The sequence below is a fragment of the Corynebacterium sp. HMSC071F07 genome (assembly GCF_001810285.1).
GTDB classification, from domain to species: domain Bacteria; phylum Actinomycetota; class Actinomycetes; order Mycobacteriales; family Mycobacteriaceae; genus Corynebacterium; species Corynebacterium simulans.
This window is the reverse complement of record NZ_KV800714.1, coordinates 56,419-76,658: the sequence shown is the minus strand read 5'-3', so window position 1 is coordinate 76,658 and position 20,240 is coordinate 56,419. Positions and strand designations below refer to the sequence as shown.

At 62.8% G+C, this 20,240-nt stretch carries 21 protein-coding genes; 13 read left to right on the top strand and 8 right to left on the bottom strand.

The window, feature by feature from the left end; all coding sequences use genetic code 11:
• The first annotated feature begins 32 nt into the window (after nucleotides 1–32).
• From HMPREF2724_RS08840 to HMPREF2724_RS08830, 3 genes are read left to right on the top strand one after another with little or no spacing between them, the layout of a single operon-like run.
• Nucleotides 33–293: a helix-turn-helix transcriptional regulator gene (locus tag HMPREF2724_RS08840; RefSeq protein WP_061920672.1), complete on the top strand. Its 261-nt coding sequence runs from the start codon at nucleotides 33–35 to the stop codon at nucleotides 291–293.
• 6 nt (nucleotides 294–299) lie between these two features.
• Nucleotides 300–773, top strand: coding sequence for a hypothetical protein (locus tag HMPREF2724_RS08835; RefSeq protein ID WP_061920670.1), 474 nt, complete (start codon nucleotides 300–302; stop codon nucleotides 771–773).
• Nucleotides 774–775: 2 nt separating this feature from the next.
• Nucleotides 776–1,228, top strand: coding sequence for a hypothetical protein (locus HMPREF2724_RS08830; protein WP_061920668.1), 453 nt, complete (start codon nucleotides 776–778; stop codon nucleotides 1,226–1,228).
• Between the two features lie 230 nt (nucleotides 1,229–1,458).
• Here the strand turns inward: HMPREF2724_RS08830 and HMPREF2724_RS08825 are convergent, their stop codons facing one another.
• Nucleotides 1,459–4,605 carry an error-prone DNA polymerase gene (locus tag HMPREF2724_RS08825; protein WP_070588244.1) on the bottom strand — a complete coding sequence of 1,049 codons (3,147 nt, stop codon included), beginning with the start codon at nucleotides 4,603–4,605 and terminating at the stop codon, nucleotides 1,459–1,461.
• A gap of 134 nt (nucleotides 4,606–4,739) precedes the next feature.
• On the opposite strand from HMPREF2724_RS08825, the gene HMPREF2724_RS08820 reads away from it, so the two are divergent.
• Genes HMPREF2724_RS08820 through HMPREF2724_RS08805 form a run of 4 tightly spaced genes read left to right on the top strand, consistent with a single transcriptional unit; the run spans nucleotide 4,740 to nucleotide 8,275 of the window.
• A complete protein-coding gene (locus HMPREF2724_RS08820) occupies nucleotides 4,740–5,597 on the top strand; it encodes a MetQ/NlpA family ABC transporter substrate-binding protein (RefSeq protein WP_062035797.1) in 858 nt (285 codons plus the stop codon).
• Between the two features lie 4 nt (nucleotides 5,598–5,601).
• Nucleotides 5,602–6,504 (top strand): MetQ/NlpA family ABC transporter substrate-binding protein, encoded by a 903-nt coding sequence (locus tag HMPREF2724_RS08815; RefSeq protein ID WP_070588242.1) that lies wholly within the window; start codon nucleotides 5,602–5,604, stop codon nucleotides 6,502–6,504.
• A 32-nt stretch (nucleotides 6,505–6,536) separates the two neighbouring features.
• Nucleotides 6,537–7,598 (top strand): methionine ABC transporter ATP-binding protein, encoded by a 1,062-nt coding sequence (locus HMPREF2724_RS08810; protein WP_201057414.1) that lies wholly within the window; start codon nucleotides 6,537–6,539, stop codon nucleotides 7,596–7,598.
• Entirely contained in the window at nucleotides 7,595–8,275 is a 681-nt protein-coding gene (locus HMPREF2724_RS08805) for a methionine ABC transporter permease (protein ID WP_061920659.1), read from the top strand. Before HMPREF2724_RS08810 ends, HMPREF2724_RS08805 begins: the two co-directional genes overlap by 4 nt.
• Here HMPREF2724_RS08805 and HMPREF2724_RS08800 read toward each other — a convergent pair.
• Entirely contained in the window at nucleotides 8,262–9,116 is an 855-nt protein-coding gene (locus HMPREF2724_RS08800) for a sucrase ferredoxin (protein ID WP_070432701.1), read from the bottom strand. The two genes, HMPREF2724_RS08805 and HMPREF2724_RS08800, sit on opposite strands and share 14 nt — an antisense overlap.
• 104 nt (nucleotides 9,117–9,220) lie before the next feature.
• Between HMPREF2724_RS08800 and HMPREF2724_RS08795 the strand changes: the two genes are divergently transcribed.
• Nucleotides 9,221–9,841 (top strand): AMIN-like domain-containing (lipo)protein, encoded by a 621-nt coding sequence (locus HMPREF2724_RS08795; protein ID WP_070588241.1) that lies wholly within the window; start codon nucleotides 9,221–9,223, stop codon nucleotides 9,839–9,841.
• Here HMPREF2724_RS08795 and HMPREF2724_RS08790 read toward each other — a convergent pair.
• Together HMPREF2724_RS08790 and HMPREF2724_RS08785 are read right to left on the bottom strand one after the other, a co-directional pair.
• Complete coding sequence (locus tag HMPREF2724_RS08790) at nucleotides 9,838–11,406, bottom strand: DNA polymerase Y family protein (protein WP_070588240.1); 1,569 nt, start codon at nucleotides 11,404–11,406, stop codon at nucleotides 9,838–9,840. The genes HMPREF2724_RS08795 and HMPREF2724_RS08790 overlap by 4 nt on opposite strands.
• Entirely contained in the window at nucleotides 11,403–12,086 is a 684-nt protein-coding gene (locus tag HMPREF2724_RS08785) for a hypothetical protein (protein ID WP_246817677.1), read from the bottom strand. Before HMPREF2724_RS08785 ends, HMPREF2724_RS08790 begins: the two co-directional genes overlap by 4 nt.
• 58 nt (nucleotides 12,087–12,144) lie before the next feature.
• Here HMPREF2724_RS08785 and HMPREF2724_RS08780 point away from each other — a divergent pair, with 58 nt between their 5' ends.
• Nucleotides 12,145–12,558 carry a hypothetical protein gene (locus HMPREF2724_RS08780; RefSeq protein ID WP_070432682.1) on the top strand — a complete coding sequence of 138 codons (414 nt, stop codon included), beginning with the start codon at nucleotides 12,145–12,147 and terminating at the stop codon, nucleotides 12,556–12,558.
• On the opposite strand, the gene HMPREF2724_RS08775 is transcribed toward HMPREF2724_RS08780, so the two are convergent.
• The 3 genes from HMPREF2724_RS08775 to HMPREF2724_RS08765 are packed head-to-tail and all read right to left on the bottom strand — an operon-like array spanning nucleotide 12,555 to nucleotide 15,537.
• Nucleotides 12,555–13,697, bottom strand: coding sequence for a hypothetical protein (locus HMPREF2724_RS08775; protein ID WP_141744831.1), 1,143 nt, complete (start codon nucleotides 13,695–13,697; stop codon nucleotides 12,555–12,557). The genes HMPREF2724_RS08780 and HMPREF2724_RS08775 overlap by 4 nt on opposite strands.
• A gap of 35 nt (nucleotides 13,698–13,732) precedes the next feature.
• Nucleotides 13,733–14,386: a response regulator transcription factor gene (locus HMPREF2724_RS08770; RefSeq protein WP_062042154.1), complete on the bottom strand. Its 654-nt coding sequence runs from the start codon at nucleotides 14,384–14,386 to the stop codon at nucleotides 13,733–13,735.
• A 2-nt stretch (nucleotides 14,387–14,388) separates the two neighbouring features.
• On the bottom strand, nucleotides 14,389–15,537 hold the full coding sequence (locus HMPREF2724_RS08765; protein ID WP_062035807.1) for an ATP-binding protein: 1,149 nt from the start codon (nucleotides 15,535–15,537) through the stop codon (nucleotides 14,389–14,391).
• A gap of 112 nt (nucleotides 15,538–15,649) precedes the next feature.
• Between HMPREF2724_RS08765 and HMPREF2724_RS08760 the strand changes: the two genes are divergently transcribed.
• Nucleotides 15,650–16,666, top strand: a complete 1,017-nt coding sequence (locus HMPREF2724_RS08760; RefSeq protein ID WP_061920643.1) for a PspC domain-containing protein — start codon at nucleotides 15,650–15,652, stop codon at nucleotides 16,664–16,666.
• On the opposite strand, the gene HMPREF2724_RS13255 is transcribed toward HMPREF2724_RS08760, so the two are convergent.
• Nucleotides 16,657–17,076 (bottom strand): hypothetical protein, encoded by a 420-nt coding sequence (locus tag HMPREF2724_RS13255; RefSeq protein ID WP_246817772.1) that lies wholly within the window; start codon nucleotides 17,074–17,076, stop codon nucleotides 16,657–16,659. The genes HMPREF2724_RS08760 and HMPREF2724_RS13255 overlap by 10 nt on opposite strands.
• Here HMPREF2724_RS13255 and HMPREF2724_RS08755 point away from each other — a divergent pair.
• From HMPREF2724_RS08755 to HMPREF2724_RS08745, 3 genes are read left to right on the top strand one after another with little or no spacing between them, the layout of a single operon-like run.
• Nucleotides 17,068–18,291, top strand: coding sequence for an efflux RND transporter periplasmic adaptor subunit (locus HMPREF2724_RS08755; protein WP_246818239.1), 1,224 nt, complete (start codon nucleotides 17,068–17,070; stop codon nucleotides 18,289–18,291). The two genes, HMPREF2724_RS13255 and HMPREF2724_RS08755, sit on opposite strands and share 9 nt — an antisense overlap.
• Nucleotides 18,288–18,959: an ABC transporter ATP-binding protein gene (locus HMPREF2724_RS08750; RefSeq protein ID WP_061920640.1), complete on the top strand. Its 672-nt coding sequence runs from the start codon at nucleotides 18,288–18,290 to the stop codon at nucleotides 18,957–18,959. Before HMPREF2724_RS08755 ends, HMPREF2724_RS08750 begins: the two co-directional genes overlap by 4 nt.
• Nucleotides 18,956–20,227 carry an ABC transporter permease gene (locus tag HMPREF2724_RS08745; protein ID WP_061920638.1) on the top strand — a complete coding sequence of 424 codons (1,272 nt, stop codon included), beginning with the start codon at nucleotides 18,956–18,958 and terminating at the stop codon, nucleotides 20,225–20,227. The genes HMPREF2724_RS08750 and HMPREF2724_RS08745 overlap by 4 nt, the downstream gene beginning before the upstream one ends.
• Nucleotides 20,228–20,240 lie beyond the last annotated feature (13 nt).

Sequence of the window (20,240 nt, the reverse complement as noted above, 5' to 3'; positions counted from 1 at the left end):
CAAAGTGTTGGGTTTATGCAACACTTTGGTTTATGTCCCCAAAGAAAAAGCCGTCTTCCCCAATTTTCAATAGGGTTCGGTTGCTCCGAGTCGAGAGGGACATGTCGCGCGCCCAGCTTGCCGACGCCGTCGGGGTCAACCCCCAAAGCATCGGCGCCCTTGAGCGTGGCGATCACTCTCCCAGCCTCGACCTCGCATTCAGCATCTGCGAAGTATTCGGCCTCCCTGTCGAAGCCGTCTTCTCCCGCACCGAATTCCAGCCGCTATCCACCGAGATCTATCGAAAGGACTAACTGCTCATGGCAACCACAGCTGCTAAAGCTCGCGTCACAAATCGCAACCGCCTCATACGCCTCGCCGACGTCGGGCTTGCAATCATCGTCTTATCCATCCCGCTGCAGTTCTGGGACGATTTCACGTCCTTCATGCTGGCCTGCTTGGGTAGCTGTGTAACCGGCTTCGGCGTGTCCAAGCTACGCAAGACTATCGACTCCGCCGACCTACCCACTATCGAACTCGACGAGTACATGCTGCAACTTCATATAGAGGCCCGCGAAGATGGACTTAAGCTCGCCTTGTTTTCTTCCATGTTCATGTTCGTGGCCTGCGGCGCTATTGCTCTTGGAACCCGCTTTCTTGATTCCATGGACGGAATCTTCGTGGCCAGCTTGTTCTTCAAGCTGATCATGCTGCAAATGCTGTGGGTTCCATTCACCGTGGCCAAGTCTCTGGCAGGCAAATTCAACCGCGACGAACTAATTTCTGGGGATTAATCATGCCTATCCGCACCAAGTACTTCTATTCCAGCTTCGTCGGACTGTTCATTGCACTCGCCGCTATAGCAGTCAATCCCTTCTCCAACGTCATTGCGATGTTCTTGTGGGTCGGCGGCCTTGCCTGGCTCGTTATCTGCCTGGGGCGCCTTCAAGTTCTAATCGGAAAAGACAATATGGACCCAGCCTTCGCAGACGAATATCAGCGCAGCCGCATCGATCGCGCGCGCAGCAACGTCTTCAAGTACGCGTATTTTGCCCTCGGCAGTTTAATGGTGCTGATGCTCTGTCTGCCGTTGCTCGACCTAGTTGGACAAGACGTTCCATGGCCGGAAATCGTGCGCTGCCTAGGCATGCTTGCCGGCGTATTGATGTTCGGGGCATCGCTGACTCTGCTCGGCACGATCGCCCTTGGCATGGACACCGATGATCGTGCCGAACTCGTAGCTTCCTAGACCCCTTTTTAAGTATCCTGCTCCCAGCCGTCGACAACTTCCTGGATGTCCGCGTGGCCTAGGTCGCGTGCTTCCTGCTTGGAGATGTACTCGCCGGATTCGTAGTCATAAGGGATAGGCTCGCTACTTAGAAAAGGCCAGGTAGAGCAGGAAGAAAAGCAGGCCCGCTGCCAGCGCGGGGTGAATGTTATGCGGCTTTACCTGAATACGGGGGGATTTCTCGCCCCGGCCTAACGGAAATCCCGCGAGCCGCGGGAGAGCCACTCACCCATGGCAAGCGGCTCCAGCTTGTCTGCCACCACATTGACCGCGCCCGTGGCATTTTGCACGATGCCACGAATAACCAGCGCTTTAGACGTCCTGGCCACGGTCTTGTTGAGCTGCCACAGCCCCGGTGAGACCATCACGTTCATCAAGCCGGTCTCATCCTCCAAGCCCAAAAAGATGACGCCGGCGGCAGTCTGCGGACGCTGCCTATGCGTCACGATGCCCGCAATCCGCACCCGTGTACCGTCTGGAACCTGCCGCAGCTGTGCGGCGGTGCAGACATGGGCGTCGTTAAGCGCGGCGCGCACGAGCTCCATCGGCTGTTTGTCGTGGGTAACGCCAGTACTGGCGACGTCGGAAGCCATCAGCTCGAAAGCGCTCATGCCAGGCAGGCTCGGCGCAGAAATAGCCGAAAGCCCTGCAAGCATGCCCGCCTTTTCCGTGGCCGCCACCCCCGCCTGCCACAGCGCCTGACGCCGGCTTAGCCCAAAGGTCTCCAGCGCACCGGCACTGGCCAAAGCCTCCACATGTTCCACGCTAAGCTCCGCCCGCCTAGACAGATCCGCGATGTCTTGAAACGGCGTCTGCGCGCATGCATCCTCGATACGCTGCGCGGCCTTCTCCCCCAACCCCTTGATGAGGTTAAGGCCCAGCCGGATCGCCACCTCGCCGCCGTCTTGGACCACCGCACGCGCCTGGCACCCCGAAGCGTTCACGTCCAGCGGAAGAACTTCCACGCCGTGCCGCCGCGCATCCTGAATGAGCGATTGCGGCGAATAAAAGCCCATCGGCTGCGCCCGCAGCAGACCCACGCAAAACTGCGCCGGATAGTGATACTTCATCCACGCCGAGAAGTAGACCAACGAGGCAAAAGACTGCGAGTGCGACTCTGGGAAGCCATAGGCTGCAAAGGCCACGATCTTGTTCCACAGTTTGTCCGCAACCTCGCCCTCGATGCCATTCGTCTGCGCGAGCCCATCATAAAAACGCTGCTTGAGCGCGGCCATCCGTGCAGGCGAGCGCTTCGAGCCCATCGCACGCCGCAGGTCATCGGCCTCCGCTCCGGAAAAGCCTGCGGCGTCGACGGCAATCTGCATCAGCTGCTCCTGAAACAGCGGAATGCCCAGCGTCTTGCCCAGAGACTTCTCCAGCACCGGGTGGTCATAGGTCACAGCCTCCTTACCGTCGCGGCGGCGCAGATAAGGATGCACCGAACCGCCCTGAATCGGGCCGGGACGGATGAGCGCAACCTCCACCACCAGGTCGAAAAACTTCTGCGGGCGCAAGCGCGGCAGCGTGGACAGCTGCGCGCGCGATTCCACCTGGAATACCCCCACCGCATCGGCGCGGCAGAGCATGTCATAGACCTCTTTTTCCGCTAGGTCGAGCTCCCACAGATTCACCTTGTACCCGGTGGTCTCCTCCACCAAGTCCTGCATGTGGTGCAGCGCCTCCAGCATGCCAAGGCCCAGCAGATCGAACTTCACCAATCCGGCCGCCGCGCAGTCATCCTTATCCCACTGCAGCACCGAACGCTTTTCCATCCGCGCCCATTCCATCGGCACCACGTCCGCAATAGGACGGTCACACAACACCATGCCGCCAGAGTGAATGCCCAGGTGGCGCGGTTGGCCGAGGAATTGCTCCGCCAGCTTAACGACGCCCTCCGGCGGCTCCGAAAGCCCCTTCGACCAGGAATCGGCGCTGCCTTGGGGAAAGCCCAAGGCACGCGCTGCATCGCGAACAGCGCCCTTGCGGCGATACGTAATAACGTTGGCCACCTGCGCTGCGCGCTCGCGGCCATGCTTGTCATAGACGTATTGAATGACCTCCTCGCGGCGGCCGGATTCGATGTCGATATCGATGTCCGGTGGGCCATCGCGGTCTGGCGAAAGGAAGCGCTCAAAAAGCAGCCCCGCGGAAATCGGCTCGGCGTTAGTGATGCCTAAGGCAAAACACACCGCGGAGTTCGCCGCCGAGCCGCGACCCTGGCAGAGGATGTTGGAGCGACGGCAAAAATCCACGAGGTCACACACGATGAGGAAATACCCTGGAAAGGTCAGCTGCTCGATAACGCCTAGCTCGTACTCGATCTGCTTCCACGCCCGCGAGCGAATCGCAGCCGGGCGCGAGGCATAGCGCTCTTCTGCTCGCTGCCAGGTCAGGTGCGTCAGCCAAGACATCTCGGTATGGCCTTCAGGCACCTCGAAGTCAGGCAGGTTCGGCGCGAGCGCATCCCAGGTGAAACTGCACTCCTTTAATACTTTGACAGTCTCAGGGATGAGCTCCGGCCGCTCCGGAAAGAGCTGCGCCATCTGCTCGCCTGAGCGCAGCCAGCCGGCACCCATCGGGGGCACATCGGGTTCTGCCTGGTCCAGAGATTTTCTTTGGCTAAGCGCACGCTTTGCCGCGGCTAGGCGCGCTTCCTGCCGTGTGGCGGCAGCGGGTAAGGCAGTGGCGATGGCGCGCAGATTATTGCATTTATCCAGTTCAGCGTGGCGATCTGCGTCCTCAGGAGACATCGTGCAGGAATATTCAAGTACTATGCTGTCTATTTTTATTCTTTCGAGCACATGATCGATTTTGTCCAACCATTGCCAGTCCAGAAGGAACAGGCAATAATCTTGCAAACGCTCCGCAATTACTTCCAACGGCGGGTAAGCCACCTCGCCCTTCACACCTGCATCCATGCGCGCTTGGGCAATCAATCGCGATAGCCGGCGGTACCCCTCGGGGGTGCGGGCGAGGACGACAAGAGGGCCGTCGACAAGCGAAAGCTCCGCCCCAAACACCGCCGGCAGCCCCGCCTTAGCGGCGGCTTCGGCAAATTTCATCAGGCCATAAAAACCGTCCTTATCCACCAGCGCAAGCCCCTCTAGCCCCAGCTGCATCGCGCGCGCCACCAGCTCCTCCGGCTCCGAGGCGCCGCCCAAAAAACTATAGGAAGAAACCGCATGCAGCTCCGCGAAAGGCACGGCCGAGACCCCGCGCTCGAGACCCTCGCCCCGCTCCCCCAAGTGCTCCACCGAAACGGGCGTTGCGGCAGGACGGCCGGAAAGAATCCGCTCCACCCGCGACCAAGACAGCGCCGCCCCACCATTGAACCTCATGGGGAAAAGATATGATCGAAACTATGTTCTAGTCAATTTTTCAGTCTCACCCAAAGCGATATAGACAAAGCGGTTCAATCATTGCTAGGTTTCTTGCAACAAACGTTATTTCACTCGAAGGGACACCTCATATCATGCGTATTCGCCGCGTTCTCGCTGCTTCCTCCGCAGCCGTCATCGCAGCCACCAGCCTGGCTGCTTGCTCCTCTGGCGATTCCGACGGCAAGATCGTCGTCGGCACTACCGACGCCGCTAAGAAGGCATGGTCCGCCTTCGAGGACGAAGCTGAGGCACAGGGCCTTGATATCGAGGTGCAGAACTTCTCGGACTACAACACCCCGAACCAGGCTCTTGACCAGGGCGAACTGGATACCAATAACTTCCAGCACCTGAAGTTCTTGGCGGAGTTCAACAAGGGCAACGGCACCGACCTCGTTCCGATCGTCGCCACCGAAATCGTGCCGTTGGCATTGTTCTGGCAGGGTCACGACTCCCTCGACGGCATCGAGGGCCAGGAAGTCGCCATCCCGAATGACACCACCAACCAGGGACGCGCCATCAACGTCCTCGTACAGGCCAAGCTGGTTACGTTGAAGAAGGAAGGCCTCATCACCCCAGGTCTGCCGGATATTGACGAGGCAAAGTCCAAGGTCAAGGTCGTGCCTGTCGACGCCGCGCAAACCCCCGCCGCCTACGGCGAAGGCAAGCCAGCCATCATCAACAACTCCTTCCTCGACCGCGCCGGCATCGACCCCACCACCGCCGTGTTCCAGGATGACCCGAACTCCAAGGAGGCAGAGCCTTATATCAACGCCTTCGTCGTTCGCGCAGAAGACGCCAACAACGAGGAGATTAAGAAGGTCGCCGAAATTTGGCACTCCCAGGCCGTCCAGGACGCCGTCGCAGAGGATTCCAAGGGCACTTCCGTTCCGGTTCAAAAGTCTCCGGAGGAGCTGAAGAAGATCCTCGACCGCGTGACAGAGCAGAGCTAGCGCCGTGCAGCTGAAAAAGATTGCTGCGCTGGCTGCGGCAAGCATTGTTGCAGCCACGGGCCTTGCGGGTTGTTCTTCCAAGTCCTCCGAGTTTGCTGCCGGCACCGCAGAGGATCCAATCATCATCGGCACCACCGATGCCGAGCTTCCGGAGTGGGACGTATTGAAAGATCTCGCCGCCAAGGAAGGCATCGAGATCGAGATGAAAAGCTTCACCGACTATGCCACCCCGAACCAGTCCCTGGCGGAAGGCAGCACGGACACCAACAAGTTTCAGCACCTGAAGTTCCTGGCGGAATACAACGCGGGCAACGGCACCAACCTCGTTCCGGTGGCCTCCACGCAGGTCTACCCGATGCCGCTGTTTTGGAAGGGCCACAAGGATATAAAGGGCATCGAGGGCCAGGAAGTCGCCATCCCGAATGACGCCACCAACCAGGGCCGCGCCATCAACCTGCTGGCCGCCAACGATCTGGTGACTTTGAAGGAAAAAGGCAAGCTAACCCCGGATCCGGCCGACATCGACGAGGCCAAGTCAAAAGTCAAGGTAACCCCGGTCGATGCTTCCCAGACTCCGTCGGCATACGGCGAAGGCGCCCCTGCCATCATCACCAATTCCTTCTTCAAGCGCGCGGGCATCAACCCTGCTGAGGCAGTGCTTTACGACGACCCCGAAGCTCCCAGCGCCGATCCCACCGTCATGTTCGACCCATACATCAACGTCTGGGCAGTACAAGAAAAAGATAAGGACAACGATAAGGTCAAGCGCTTAGCGCAGCTGTACCTTTCACCAGAGGTCAAAAAGGCAGTGCAGGAGACCACGGGCGGCACCACCATCTTCGTGGATCGTCCGCAAGATGAACTCCAGGAAATCCTGGATCGCTTGGAGACTTCCTCCGCCGAGTAAGGTCTTAGAAGGTTTTAGCCAGTCACAACAATATGAAGGAAACGCCTCACGTGACAGATAATCCCGGTGCCAAGCACGGCACCCGCATTGAGTTCCGCAACATCACCAAGGTCTTTAAAAATAACAAGACCGAAACCAAGGCGCTTGACGACGTCTCGCTGACCGTCGAGCCCGGTGAAATCGTCGGCATCATCGGCTTTTCCGGCGCGGGGAAGTCCACGCTGGTGCGCATGATCAACGGCTTGGATAAGCCCACCTCGGGCCGGCTCCTACTGGATGGCACCGACATCGTCGGCATGCCGGAGTCCAAGCTGCGTGGTATCCGCCGCAACATCGGCATGATTTTCCAGCAGTTTAATTTGATGACCTCGCGCACCGCGGCAGGCAACATCGAATACCCGCTGCGCCTAGCCGGTATGCCGAAGGAAGAACGCAAGAAGCGCGTGGAGGAGCTCCTGCAGTTCGTGGGCCTTGGCGATAAGGGCTCGAATTACCCGGAGCAGCTCTCCGGCGGTCAGAAGCAGCGCGTGGGCATCGCTCGCGCGCTGGCGACCAACCCTTCGCTGTTGCTGGCTGACGAAGCCACCTCCGCACTCGATCCCACCACCACGCACGAGGTGCTGGATCTGCTGCGCAAGGTCAACCGCGACCTTGGCATCACCATCGTCGTGATTACCCACGAGATGGACGTGGTTCGTTCCATCGCGGATAAGGTCGCCGTCATGGAAGCCGGCCGAGTCATCGAGGCCGGCAGCGTCTACGAGGTCTTTTCCAACCCGCGCACGGAGGTCGCTTCCAAGTTCGTTGCCACTTCCCTGCGCAACACCCCAGACCTGGTAGAAGCAGACGACCTCCTCGCCCACGAGGGCCGCCTTTTCACCATCAACCTGACCGAGAACTCCGGCTTTTTCACCGCATCGGCACGCTTGGCGGAAAAGGGCGTGTCTATCGCAGTGGTCCACGGCGGTATCACGACTCTGCAGAAGCATTCCTTCGGCAAGCTCACCGTGCGCTTGAACGGTAATGCCGCCGCCATCGAGGAGTTCTACCGCACCCTGCAACGCACCACCGAGATTGAGGAGATTTCCCGATGAACGTGACCTACCAAGCTGCCGCTGATTGGGATCGCTTGGGCGATACCCTCATCGAGGCCATCCAAGACACCCTCATCATGGTCGCGACGACCCTGGTGGTCGCAGGCCTGCTCGGCCTCGTTTTAGGCGTCTTGCTCTACACCACCCGTCCAGGTGGAATCCTGCAGAACAAGGTTGTCTACTTCATCATCAATATCCTGGTGAACTTCATCCGCCCCATCCCGTTCATCATCCTGCTGGCCTTCGCACAGCCGCTAACCGTGGCGGTCCTCGGCGGATCTATCGGCCGCGAACCTGCGACCTTCGTCATGGTCATCGCAGCCACTTTCGCCGTGGCCCGCATCGTGGAGCAGAACCTGGTCGCCATCGACCCCGGCGTCATTGAAGCAGCCCGCGCGATGGGCGCTTCCCCTTGGAAGATCATCACCTCGGTCATCGTGCCGGAGGCCCTTGGCCCGCTGGTTCTGGGCTATACCTTCCTGTTCATCGGCATCGTAGATATGTCCGCGATGGCCGGCTACGTCGGTGGCGGCGGCTTGGGCGACTTTGCCATCGTCTACGGCTACCGCGCCTTCGAGTGGGAGGTCACCGTGGTGGCCACCCTGATTATCATCGTGCTGGTGCAAGCCGCACAGTTCTTCGGCAACTGGCTCTCGGCCAAAATTATGCGCCGTTAACATCCCCCGCGTGCACACCCACTGCGTGCCACGCCTTTGAGGTCTTCGGGCAGTCTCCACACGAGGAGATGACCCCGGAGACCTCTTTTTGTTCCAGCTCTACCCGCCAGGTGCGGCCGTCGTCGTGGTGCACGGTATCTTCAAGCGCGTGCAACTGCCCATAGCGCAAGGCCTCCCCCGCCTCGAGCAGCTCCCGCGCGACTGCCAGTTCCGCCACCTGCCCGCGCGGATCATAGAGCCCGCTGCCGCGATTGCCCGGGTAGAAATACTCCCCGCGACGCGCCGCCAGCAGCATCTCACGTGCCGCCTCAACGTTAAGCCTGCCAAAGGAATAACCCCACGGCATCAAAAGAATCGACGGAGCGAAACGATGCCCCTTCGTGTGCGAGGTCTCCCATACCTCCTCCGGGAAACTTGCAGCCAGCTCCGCCGCAAGAGGGCGCCCCTTGACCGCACAGCACACGTCCCGACGCCCGTGGGTACAAATCAGCACAAGCGGGCGGGAAAGAACGCCGTCTTCCGGCACCGCAAAATCCAACCCCAAGATGCCTTCCGGGCCGTCTAGGAGATGCTCCATATAAACTCCGCGCTCGGCCCAGACCACGTAGCAGCGATGCTTGCCGTTAATGCTGCGGCCTTCCTTGCCGGGCTTGCGGATAAGCTGCAGCCCTGCCACGCCTTTGAGCTTGGATTTAAGTTCAGCAGTGAGTTCCGGGCCGAAGGTCCCGCCGTCTAAGACATCGCGCGACCAGCCGTTTGGCCACTCGAAGAGCACAAATACGCTTTCTTTCTTGGCAGTGCCCGGAAGCGGCTCAACCTGTACGTCGGAGCAAAAAGTCATGTGCCACAGCTTACCTGCCATCAAAATGAAAATGATGACAACAATGTGGTTAAGAATCCTGCCTTGGCTATACAGAGTCGGTGGCTAGGCAATAGTCTGTTTTCATGCCGAAATTGTCCTCCCTCGTGCCTGCTCTCGCTGTCCTTACTCTCGGATCTGTAGCTTTGGTAAGTTGCGCTAGCGACACAGAGGATAAATCCAGTCTCGCGTTCACAGAGGCGGTATCTACTACGTCCTCTGTCGAAGGCGCCCCCACGACCTCTGCTCCAGCCGGTGTAACCCCGCTTGGCGTCACCAATCTCAGCCGCAAGACAGAACGCCCCGCGGTGCCTTCCCAGCTGGTTGTCACCGATGTTCGCGTTGGCAATCACGATGGCTTCGAACGCGTCGTCTTCGAATTCACTGGGGAAGGCAGCCCCGGCTGGTTCATCGACTACACAGACAAGCCTCTGCAGCAGGGTTCCGGCAACGCCATCGACTATGAAGGCGCCACGGCTCTCAACGTCAACATCGACGGCACCGTTTATCCCTTCGAAAAAGACATGGCCGATCCCAATCTCGGCTCCACCCCCGGCGCAGGCGGTTTTATCACCGAGGTCAAAAGCTCCGGTACATTCGAAGGCCGCTCCCAGTTCGTGGTTGGCCTAAAGGAACGCCCCCCATATTCCGTGCAGGTCCTGGAAGACCCCACCCGCCTGGTCATCGATTTCCTCGCTGCCACCTAGCAATAGGACGCCTCCACGCTCCACCGCCCGGCCGCCCAGACCAGCAGCCAGGCCCGCTGATTCTGCGTGCCTTGGCCTACCACTTGCAAGCGTGCGAGCCTTTGAGCTTCCTCTCCCCCCCACGCAGTATCCACCGGCCATGGCCCAGCCCAGCCGATGACCTGATAGCGCTTGTTACCCCAGCTCAACGCCACTGGCGCCGCGCTCAATAGCGCTTCGGCGGTGACGTAGACGTCGCGGGAGGAATCGTCGAGAAGCCGGATGCGCGAGGCAGGGTGCGCCAAACTTGCCGGCAGCGGCGAGGGAATTCGGCCTGGCCAGCTGCCCTGCGGAGCGGGGTCGCGCTGCTCGCCGTAGGGGACGTACTCGATGCGCTCTGCCACCCCACGCCCGCCGGCCTCCCGCGGCTGCAGTACTCGATCCACGCCCAGCTGCGATTGCACGCGCGCGATGACCCGCTTGGCTTTGTCATTGCTCTTCGTCTGCCCCCACAGGCCCTCGCCCTCCGGCGCCGCGGTTTCTACCGGTTCCAACGCCAGCCTGACGACGCCGCCTTCCGCGCCCGCCCGCGCCGAGCTCAGCCAGCCATCCAGCTGCCAGCGGACGCGATCGGCCGTTGCGCTTTCATCCAGGGCCTCCTGGGTACGCCACACGCGCTCCAGCACCGCGCCGCCTAGAAACTCCGCGACGACCCGCAAACGCACGCACGTCTGCCCTGCCTCCGCGAGCACGCTGTGCAGCTGCGCCGCCAACTGGCGCGCTGCAAAGGCCGCGGCGTCCACTCGCTCTAAGGGTTCTTCATAGCTGACCTCCACCACCAAATCCGGCCGCGCAAGCTCCGGCGCCACCCGCCTATCCGGGACGGCATTAGCTATGTCATGACAACGCCTGCCTGCCTGCCCAAAGCGCGTCATTACTTGCCTAGCCGGCAACGCCGCCAGCTCACCAAGGTTGCTAATCCCCAGCTGCCGCAGCTGTTCTACTACTTCTTTCGCACAGCCCAAAGACACCTCTGCGGCCAGCACGCTTAAGGGCTGGCCCGCCAAAAACTCCCGCGAAGCGCCCTCCGGCACCACCGCGCCCAGGCCATTGTGGCGGGCAGCGATGAGCGCCGTGGCGATTTCGTCTGCTCCCCCGACGGTGGCGTCGAGGCCGGCGCGGGAGGCGGCGTCGACAAGCATGTGCACCGCCGTGTCCTCACCGCCGTGGAAACGCCCCGCCGCAGCAGCATCCACGATGACCAGGCCCGGACGCAGCACCTCGATGGAGGAAGCCACCGCATCCAAGCCGGTGGCAATCTCGGCGAAGGCAGCGCCATCACGATCCGCGTTAAGCTCCTCGACGCGCAGCTCTGGCAGCACCGCCTGCGCCTGGCGCAAGCGCATCCCGCGGCGCACGCCGGCTCGGCGCGCGAGGCCATCGCATACAACGACCTTGTGCTGCGCCACGATAGCTGTAGCCCGCTCCCGCGTTGTGCCTCCCCGCGCTGCACCTACCCGCACCGCCTCCTGCATCCGCAGCGCCTGGACCGGCCAATCTGGAAACCACAGCGCCGCGACCCTCATACCGCCTCCAGCCGACGCCGCTGTCCGCACGTCACCGTGCCGCGCCGCGCTCGCACGCCCTTGGACTCCACGTTTACTGCAATATCCACGCCGTTAATGCGCCCACTTCCGCGCCCCAGCCCGCGGAAGCTGGTGACTTCCGCTTCGATTTCCGTGGTGGTTCCCGGCAGGCGCACGCCCACCGTCACCACGGCCGCCTGCCCGCCGCGGATCTTCGCCAGAACGGGCCGCGCTTTCGACGGCGTGACTTCCCCAACCCCGCGGTGAATAACGACATCGAGGCCTTCCGCCAACACTCCCGTCACCGCCCACGGCTCAGCGCCGGGATCCGGGACGACAATCACGCGGCGCAAATCCCCGGACTCGGCCACTTGTGCGAGAGACAGTTCCGGCCAGCCAACGACGCCGACGTGTCCGCCCTGTGCGCTAATATGACAAACAAGCTCGACGATAAGCGCAGGACACTCCCCGCAATACACCGCACTGCGCCGCGCGAGACCCCCACCAGGAAGCAGCCTGGCCAGGGAAGAAGGCACCTCCACCACTTCCTCATCTGGCTGCACTGCCGGGGCGGTTCGAGGCGCTTCCAGCTTGTGCATCTGCGCCCGCAAAGCGGCAATCTGGTCCGCGCGACTCTGCCCCGCGGCCACCTCCGCCATGCGAACACTTGTTTGATTCATGCCTCCATTATGGCCCTTCCCCCACGCTCTTGCAATTGCAGTGATAGCGTTAACCGGCATGACTGCCCATGCCAGCGATATCCGCCACCTCGAGACCCCAATCCCCACCCCACACTGGGTACGATTGGGCGCTTCCCTCCTCATCGGCGCCGCCGTGGCTGTGTTGGTCAGCGATGTCCACTTCGGCATCGCCATCGGGGTTGGCCTGCTTTTTCTCATTGCGGCCTTCACCCTCGTTTTTCTGCACCCCTACCGCACGCAACTGCGGGCCTACGCGGACAAAAAGAACGTGACGATGCTGCCGAATATCAGCCAGCTCATCCCCCTGACGCTGCTATGGCTCACCGTCATGCTCGCCCCTCTTTTCGCACTTCCCGTCTGGGGCGTGGCCGTGACCTGGCTGCTGATTTCCGGCGCCGCCTTTTTCGTATTCCCCCACGTCGACGGCACCCGCAAACTAGCTTATGCCTAGCCAGCTTCGTTAAAGCTATCGAGCTCCGTCGGGTCCGGCCAGTATTTCCTGGTTAGGCTATGCTCAACCGGCACCTTCTTTGGCCCGTCGGGGGTAAAGCGCATGCCGACGTGGCCGTCGAAAAGCGTGATGCCATCGCCGCGGGTATCAAAAAGCATCGTGCCAACCGCCGTAACCTGCTCATCCTGGAGCGCTTCGTCCGCGTGGAAGAAACTATCGTCGACATCCTTCGGGAAAACACCGAAAGGCATGGTCAGCTGGATGCTGGCCGCCCGCTCGGCTTTATCCGACGGCGAGGTCAAGTCAAAGTCCGCCTCAGAAGGAAAAGGCGTTCCCTCCTCTGCCGCGCAAACCAGAGAAAAGTTCTCCCAGCGGCATACATAATCTGACTCGCGGGCAGGAATGCGGAAAGGCCTTTGATCTCGCACCAACTCATCGCGGTTTTCATCCCACGGCTTCACATTCACGTTGCCCAGCCCCACCGGGCGCCCGCCATCGCTGCCTGGCAATGCGCGCTCGAAATCCAGGTAGGCATCGTCGTAGCCGTCATAATCAGATTGCAGCTTCTCCAGGCCATCGCCCACGACCAGTTTGTCACCATCTAGGGAGTAAGAGACCTTCTGGCCCTCCGCGTAGGTCACCGTGGCCTCGGTGCCCTCGATGTCGACGTCCTCGACGCGCGGGGCAATCTTAATAACGGAGTCTTTAGCCAAATCCTCACCCGCGAAGAAGAGCACCGCCTCGCCTTGATCCTGGGAAGGCTCGGACTTGCCCTCGCTGTTGTAGCGGCCGACACGGTCGTCGATAGACACGACTGCGTAACTCATCGGCGCGCACGGGTCGAACTGGTTATCCACCAGCCCCAGATCATCTCCCATTCCGAGGGAATGCCCGCGCGGGCTATCCAGCCCCACCTTGCGCTGCATCAGGTAATAGCCAGCATAGGTATCGCCTAGGTCAAAGAAAGGATCCGCGCATCCTTCAGCACCTTCCACGGTGTCCTTATCGGCCTCGCCGCTCCACAAATCAACCATGTTGAACTCCGGTTCCTTGGAGTCAGACGCAGCGTTTGGATCAAAGAGCGGCTCATCTTTTGAACCCGCAGCAGAGCACGCAACAAGGCTAAGGGATAGGGTCACGCAAGCAATAGGGAGAGATAGACGCATGCAAAAACTTAATCCAGATCATGGCTAGCCGCCCAGCGAGTCAACTGATGACGATTCGACTGCTGCGTCTTGCGCAAGATATTCGACGCGTGCGTCTCCACCGTCTTCACCGAGATAAAGAGACGCTCGCCGATTTCGCGATACGTGTAACCGCGCGCGAGCAGCTGCAGCACCTCGAGCTCGCGCCGTGTTAGCGCGTCGACCGCCGGGTCCACGGATTCGTCCGGCGCACCGGGCTTCGACTCGGCAGGCGCACCCGATGCGAACGCATCGAGCACGAAACCCGCCAACCGCGGCGAGAAATACGCGTCGCCCTCATGCACGCGGCGCACGGCCGCGGCCAGCTCCGGGCCTGAAATATTCTTCGTCACGTAGCCCCGAGCGCCGGCACGGATGAGCGCGATGACGTCTTCCGCCGCGTCCGAGACACTCAGCGCCAGGTACACCGGGCCCGGGGCGCCACGCAGCACGGCCAACCCGCCGCCGTCCGGCATATGCACGTCAAGCAGCACCACGTCCGGGTGCGCCGACTCAATCCCCGCGACCGCCTCGGCGACCGTGCCCACGTCGCCCACGACCTCGATATCCCCTGCGTCGGCCAACTCCGCACGCACGCCGGCGCGGAAGACAGAATGATCATCGACGAGGAAAACGGAAACCATGGCTACAAAGCTACCGTGAGCTCCACCTCGGTGCCCTCTCCCGGACGCGAGTTCACCCGCGCGGTGCCCCCGGCGCGTTCCATGCGCCCGCGGATAGAGTCCCGGATTCCGTGCCGGTCCCCGGTCACCGCGTTCGGGTCAAAGCCCGCGCCACGGTCGCGCACAAAAATGGACAGCTCGCCGGCTAAGTTTTCCGCATACACGTCCACCGTATCGACGCCCGCGTGCTTACTGGCGTTGACCATCGCTTCCCGCGCCGCCTGCACCGCTAGCTTCGTGGGCTCGGTAAGCTCGATATCTTCGCCCACCGTCACCGGCGCAATCCGCACCGGGAACAGGTCTTCGACCTCGCCACACGCCGCGGCCAGCGCGCCAAAGACCGTCGCCGGCGCCGCCGAGGGGGCGTCAAATAGCCAGGCACGCAGCTCGCGTTCCTGCGATCGCGCGAGCCGCGCGACCTCCGCCGGATCCTCCGCGCGTTTTTGAATGAGCGCCAAGGTCTGCAGCACCGAGTCATGTAGGCGCGCCGCCATGATCGCCTGGGCTTCCGATGCCGCCTTCTCCGCGCCCTCATCCGCCACCTGGCGCCACAGCTTGAGCACGAGCGGCACCACGAGGGCGCCGAGGCCGACAACGGTCAGCGCGACCGCCGCCAACGCCGGAATAAAGTCCGCGCCGCCGTCCCACCGCGCGATGGTAATGACCACGCCGGACAAGACGAGCACACTACCCGCAGCAATACTCAGCTTGCTCGATACGTTCTCGAGCCCGCGGTCATAGGCTTGCCACGTCACGAGCGCGCCCGCGCCGACGATGACCAGCGGCAGCAGCATGTTGGCTCCGCTGGCCAGCGCGCTGACGACCGCCGCCACGGCAATGAAGACAAGCAACCAGTTAGCCCGGAAGTCGAAGCGGGAGGCGGGCGCGGGGGCATCGGCAGGCTTGGTCGCAACCCATACCCCGGCGTAGAGGAACGCGCCGAGGCCGCCCAAGGCGCACAACGCGGTCAAGGCCAGACGCACGAACAACACGTCAACGCCCAGGTGCGCCGCGACCCCCGCGCCCACGCCCGCCACGACGCGGCCGTCCTGGGGACGTGCCAAAGTCGGGAACGCGGGCTGAGTCGCGCGCGAAGCATAGGGAGAACTCATGCGCTTAATCTTCGCACGGCTGCACCCCGCGCGGATCGGGGTAAACCCTGAAGTTCAAAAATCAGGGCGTTCCCCGATGGTGGCGTACCTCGCGGTGCGTCACGATATAGGTATGAACACCGCGACTCTCAACCAGATGTGGGACACGCGCCCGCCCCGCATCCCGAGAAACCAGGGCGGCAATGCCATGATTGCCGGTGTCTGCGAAGGCATCGGCGTGCGTTACCAAATCGACCCGGTCCTCGTCCGCGTGGCTTTCGTTGTTACCGCGCTCGTCCTCGGCGGCGGCATCGCGCTCTACGCCCTGGCATGGATGTGCATGCCGCTCTACGGCAAGGCCACCGCACCCGTCCAGGACCTCTTTGGCAAGGCCGACGGCCCAAAGTCCGAATCCAGCCTCGCCATCGGGCTCATCATTCTCTTCGCCGCCACGGCCGGCTTCGGCCCGCTGTTCGGCGAGAAGCAAACCCTCTCCACCGTCGTCATCTTCATCCTCGCCGCCGTAGCCTGGTACGGACTGCACCAACGCCAACCCATCCCGCCCGCCGGCGTCCTCGCGTCGCCGATCCCCGATACCACCCCGGGCCCCGATATGTCCGCCTTCACCCCCGTCGAAGGCTACCCGTTTCCGCCGGGGCGCACGACCCCACCGTCCTGGGATCCCCTGGGCACGGTGCCCGAGGCCTGGCATCTGCCCGACCCAGCGCCCTACAAGCAGCCTGAGCCAAAGAAGAAGCACCGCGAAGGCGTCATTGCGGCCATCGCGATTTCCGCCGCCGTCATCGCCGGCCTCGGCTTCGTGCTCACCATGACCATGACCAGCGAGGACGAGACCTCCAGCGACGTACGGTTTACCCCGCACGATGGCGCGGAGCTGCAGGACCTCTACGACAATGGCATCGGCAAGCTCACGCTCGACCTGCGTGAGCTGGAGCTCGACTCCCCGCGCACCGTGACCGTCGACAACGGAATTGGTGCCACGGAAGTCTACCTGCCGGACAACCTGCCCATCGCGATCGAATGCGACGCCGGCATTGGTGAGAGCAACTGCGTTCCACGCACAGATCCAGGCGCTAAGCTGACATTAATTATTGATAACGGAATTGGCACTACTACTATTCACGAATAATGAAAAAGAAGACTATCGCTATCACGACCGCCGCCCTCGCCGTCCTCACCGTGGGCGGTGGCGGCGCCTACTACCTCACCTTCGGCCCCGACGGCGTGGTGCTCACCGCCGCCGATGTCACGACCGTCGCGGCGAAGGACATCACGCAGTCCGTGCCCGCCACGGGCTCGATCGCACCCGCCCGCGAGGTCTCGCTCGCCACGACGCAGACCGGGCCCATCGTCACGCTCGACGCGAAGGTCGGCCAGCGCGTCACGGCCAACCAGCGCCTCGCCTCCTTCGACACCTCTGCTACCGAACGCGAGCTCCAAAGTCAGCGTGCCGCTCAGGCCGCGGAAGAAGTCGGCGCGTTCAATCAGGTCGAGGACGCGCAGCTCCAGCTCAACCAGCTCCAGGACGCGTTGGATCAAGGCCTCAACGGCGAGGTCAATGCCGCCCGCGCCTCCGTGGACACCGCGCAGCACAGCTTCGACGACGCGCAGCAGGCCGTCGCCGAGTCCCGCGCCGCCGCAGATCCTTCCGTCGCCGAAGCCGCCGCCGCGGTAGACACGGCCCGCGCTGGGCTGCGCACCGCGAATAACGCATCGCTCCAGGCCGCGCTCGCCTCGCTCGGTGCTGCTGGCGAGGCCACCGCAGACAGCGCCACCATGGCCACGTCGCTGCTCGCCTCGACCGAGGCGGATGACGCGGTCAGCGACGCCCAGAACCAGGTTGACCGCGCCGAGGAGTCCTACGCCCGCGCGCTCGAGGCCGTGGACCGCGAGGTCGGTGCCAAACAGCGCGCCGCCAACGCTGCCTACGCCCAGCTTTCCGATGCCCAGCTCGCCCAGCGCGCCGCCGAGCTCAGCGCCCAACAGCAAATCGACGCGCAGTCCCAGGCCGTCAACCACGCCCTCAAGTCCGCCGCGGGCGCACGCGTCGCCGCCGAGGAAGCCAATGCGAAACTCGAGTTCGACATCTCTGGTTCTCAGCTATTTTCTCCGCTTAATGGAGTGATCACGTCCGTCACCGCGCAGCAAGGCCGCCCCGCCGAGGGGCCACTGCTCGCGATCGCGGATGACTCGTCCCTCCTCGTCAAGGCAACGGTCAAGGAAGCCGACATCGCGGATATCGAGGTCGGCGACCACGTCACGTTCACCTCCCCCAGCCAGCCGCATAAGGAATACACGGGCACCGTGTCCTTCATCTCGCCCGTCTCCGCCGCCCCCGCCGCCCCCGCCGCGCCCGCCGAGGCCGCCGGCTCTGGGGCCTCCGCACCGGCGGCGAGCGGCACCGGCGCGGGTTCGGGGAAAGCCGAGTTCCCCATCGAAGTCCGCGTGGACGGCAACCGCGCGGGCCTGCGTCTAGGTTCCACGGCAAAGGTCAAGGTCGTCACGCACGAGGACAAAGACGCACTGACGGTTCCGCTCAGCGCGCTCATCGATGGCGACAAAGCCGTGCTCGTCGTTTCCGACTCCGGCACCATCGAGCGCCGCGACGTGAAATTGGGCACCCGCACCGATTTCGAAGCCGCCGTCACCTCTGGCCTCCACCGCGGCGACCGCGTACTCACCCAGGGCGCGGCCCACGAAGGCGACGTAGGCCAACAGGCATCCCTGCCCGACGCAGCGAGCGGAGAGAAATGAGCCTCATCGACATGCGAGGCATCGTCAAGCGCTTTAACGAAGGCACCGATGCCGAAATCACCGTCCTGCCCGGCTGCGACTTTCAGATGGAGCCCGGCGAGTTCGTCGCCGTCATTGGCCAGTCCGGCTCCGGCAAATCCACGCTCATGAACATCATTGGGCTGCTCGACCGCCCCACCGCAGGCGAGTACTTCCTCGGCGGTGAGGACGTCTCCACCTACGACGATGACGCGCTCGCCCGCCTGCGCGCCGACAAGCTTGGCTTCGTCTTCCAGAACTTCAACCTCATCGGCCGCATCACCGCACTCGCCAACGTGGAGATGCCCATGGTCTACGCCGGCGTGCCCCGCCGCGAACGCGCCCGCCGCGCCGCCGAGCTCCTCGACCTCGTAGGCATGTCCGAGCGCGCCAGCCACCTGCCCAACGAGCTCTCCGGCGGCCAGAAGCAACGCGTCGCCATCGCCCGCGCGCTCGCCAACAACCCGGAGGTCATCCTCGCCGACGAGCCCACCGGTGCCCTTGACTCCCAGACCGGCCGCCTCGTCATGGACCTCTTCCACGAGCTCAACCGCGAGCGCGGCACCTCCATCGTGTTTATTACCCACAACCCGGAGCTTGCCGCCGAGTGCTCGCGCACCGTAACCATGACGGACGGGGTGCTGAAATGAATCTCACCGAATCTTTGCGCATGGCGCTCACCTCGCTGCGCACCAATAAGATGCGCTCGCTACTCACGCTGCTGGGCGTCATCATCGGCATTGCCGCCGTCATCGCGATCCTCACCCTCGGCTCCGCGCTCAAGGGCCAGTTCACCTCTGACCTCGACAAGGTCGGCGCCAATAACTTCCAGGTCCAGGTCAAGGAACGCACCGACGAAGGCGAGACCGACTACCACGTCGAATCCTCCGTCGACGACCCCGATTCCCTCCTCACCCCCGAACAGCTCGAGCAGGTTCGCACGGCACTCGCGCCCGACGTCGAGAGCGTCATCATCGGCGAATCCGACACGTATCCGGGCGACCTGGAGTTGGAGGGGGCATCGGAAAGCTCAGCGGTGATGGTGAAACCAACCAACCCGGACTACGTGACGGCCTCGCAGTTCACCGTCCGCACCGGCCGCGCGCTCACGGACGACGACATCGCGGCCGACCGTGCCGTGACCATGCTCTCCGCCACGACCGCCACCGAGCTCTTCGGCGACGCCGACCCGGTGGGCCAGACACTGAATTTTGCCCCGCTCGACGGCACGGATCTGGAGCTCACCGTCATCGGCGTCTACGACACCCCCGACACCGGCGCGCTCATCGGTGGCGGCGAGGCCGAATACGCGCTCGTGCCCTATACTCTCGCTGCCCAGCTTTCCGATGCCCCTTTAGCCGGCGAGGCCTTTTCCTCCGTGTCCCTGCGCGCGGCGCCCGGCACGGACAAGGCCGCGCTCGGCGCGCGGCTCCAAGCGGCCTTCGACTCGATGTACGCCGACAACGAGGAATACCGCGTCGAGGTCACCGACTTCAGCAAGGACCTCGCGAGCCTCAACCAGCTGCTCACGGCGTTGTCCGCGGCAATTGCGGCAATCGGCGGGATCTCGCTGCTCGTCGGCGGCATCGGCGTTATGAACATCATGCTGATTACCGTCACGGAGCGCACGCGCGAGATTGGCGTGCGCAAGGCGCTCGGCGCGCGGCGGGGTGACATCCGCCTGCAGTTCGTGACGGAGGCCATCATCGTGTGTCTCATCGGCGGGCTCATCGGCGTGGTGCTCGGCTCTGTGGCGGGCATGATCGGCTCGTCGCTCATGGGCTACTTCGTGTTCCCGCCGCTCGGCGCGATTGTGGTCTCGCTGCTCTTCGCGCTCGCCATCGGGCTCTTCTTCGGCTACTACCCCGCCGGCAAAGCGGCAAAACTCGACCCGATTGAGGCGCTGCGCTACGAGTAGCCTGGCTGCATAA

Excerpts from the sequence above, each read along its gene's own strand:
- HMPREF2724_RS08800 (WP_070432701.1), bottom strand. The coding sequence starts at position 9,116 with ATGACTTTTTGCTCCGACGTACAGGTTGAGCCGCTTCCGGGCACTGCC.
- HMPREF2724_RS08750 (WP_061920640.1), top strand. The coding sequence starts at position 18,288 with ATGAGCCTCATCGACATGCGAGGCATCGTCAAGCGCTTTAACGAAGGC.
- HMPREF2724_RS08780 (WP_070432682.1), top strand. The coding sequence starts at position 12,145 with ATGACTGCCCATGCCAGCGATATCCGCCACCTCGAGACCCCAATCCCC.
- HMPREF2724_RS08805 (WP_061920659.1), top strand. The coding sequence starts at position 7,595 with ATGAACGTGACCTACCAAGCTGCCGCTGATTGGGATCGCTTGGGCGAT.
- HMPREF2724_RS08825 (WP_070588244.1), bottom strand. The coding sequence starts at position 4,605 with ATGAGGTTCAATGGTGGGGCGGCGCTGTCTTGGTCGCGGGTGGAGCGG.
- HMPREF2724_RS08830 (WP_061920668.1), top strand. The coding sequence starts at position 776 with ATGCCTATCCGCACCAAGTACTTCTATTCCAGCTTCGTCGGACTGTTC.
- HMPREF2724_RS08820 (WP_062035797.1), top strand. The coding sequence starts at position 4,740 with ATGCGTATTCGCCGCGTTCTCGCTGCTTCCTCCGCAGCCGTCATCGCA.
- HMPREF2724_RS08840 (WP_061920672.1), top strand. The coding sequence starts at position 33 with ATGTCCCCAAAGAAAAAGCCGTCTTCCCCAATTTTCAATAGGGTTCGG.
- HMPREF2724_RS08765 (WP_062035807.1), bottom strand. The coding sequence starts at position 15,537 with ATGAGTTCTCCCTATGCTTCGCGCGCGACTCAGCCCGCGTTCCCGACT.
- HMPREF2724_RS08770 (WP_062042154.1), bottom strand. The coding sequence starts at position 14,386 with ATGGTTTCCGTTTTCCTCGTCGATGATCATTCTGTCTTCCGCGCCGGC.
- HMPREF2724_RS08745 (WP_061920638.1), top strand. The coding sequence starts at position 18,956 with ATGAATCTCACCGAATCTTTGCGCATGGCGCTCACCTCGCTGCGCACC.
- HMPREF2724_RS08785 (WP_246817677.1), bottom strand. The coding sequence starts at position 12,086 with ATGAATCAAACAAGTGTTCGCATGGCGGAGGTGGCCGCGGGGCAGAGT.
- HMPREF2724_RS08795 (WP_070588241.1), top strand. The coding sequence starts at position 9,221 with ATGCCGAAATTGTCCTCCCTCGTGCCTGCTCTCGCTGTCCTTACTCTC.
- HMPREF2724_RS08790 (WP_070588240.1), bottom strand. The coding sequence starts at position 11,406 with ATGAGGGTCGCGGCGCTGTGGTTTCCAGATTGGCCGGTCCAGGCGCTG.
- HMPREF2724_RS08760 (WP_061920643.1), top strand. The coding sequence starts at position 15,650 with ATGAACACCGCGACTCTCAACCAGATGTGGGACACGCGCCCGCCCCGC.
- HMPREF2724_RS08810 (WP_201057414.1), top strand. The coding sequence starts at position 6,537 with ATGAAGGAAACGCCTCACGTGACAGATAATCCCGGTGCCAAGCACGGC.
- HMPREF2724_RS08835 (WP_061920670.1), top strand. The coding sequence starts at position 300 with ATGGCAACCACAGCTGCTAAAGCTCGCGTCACAAATCGCAACCGCCTC.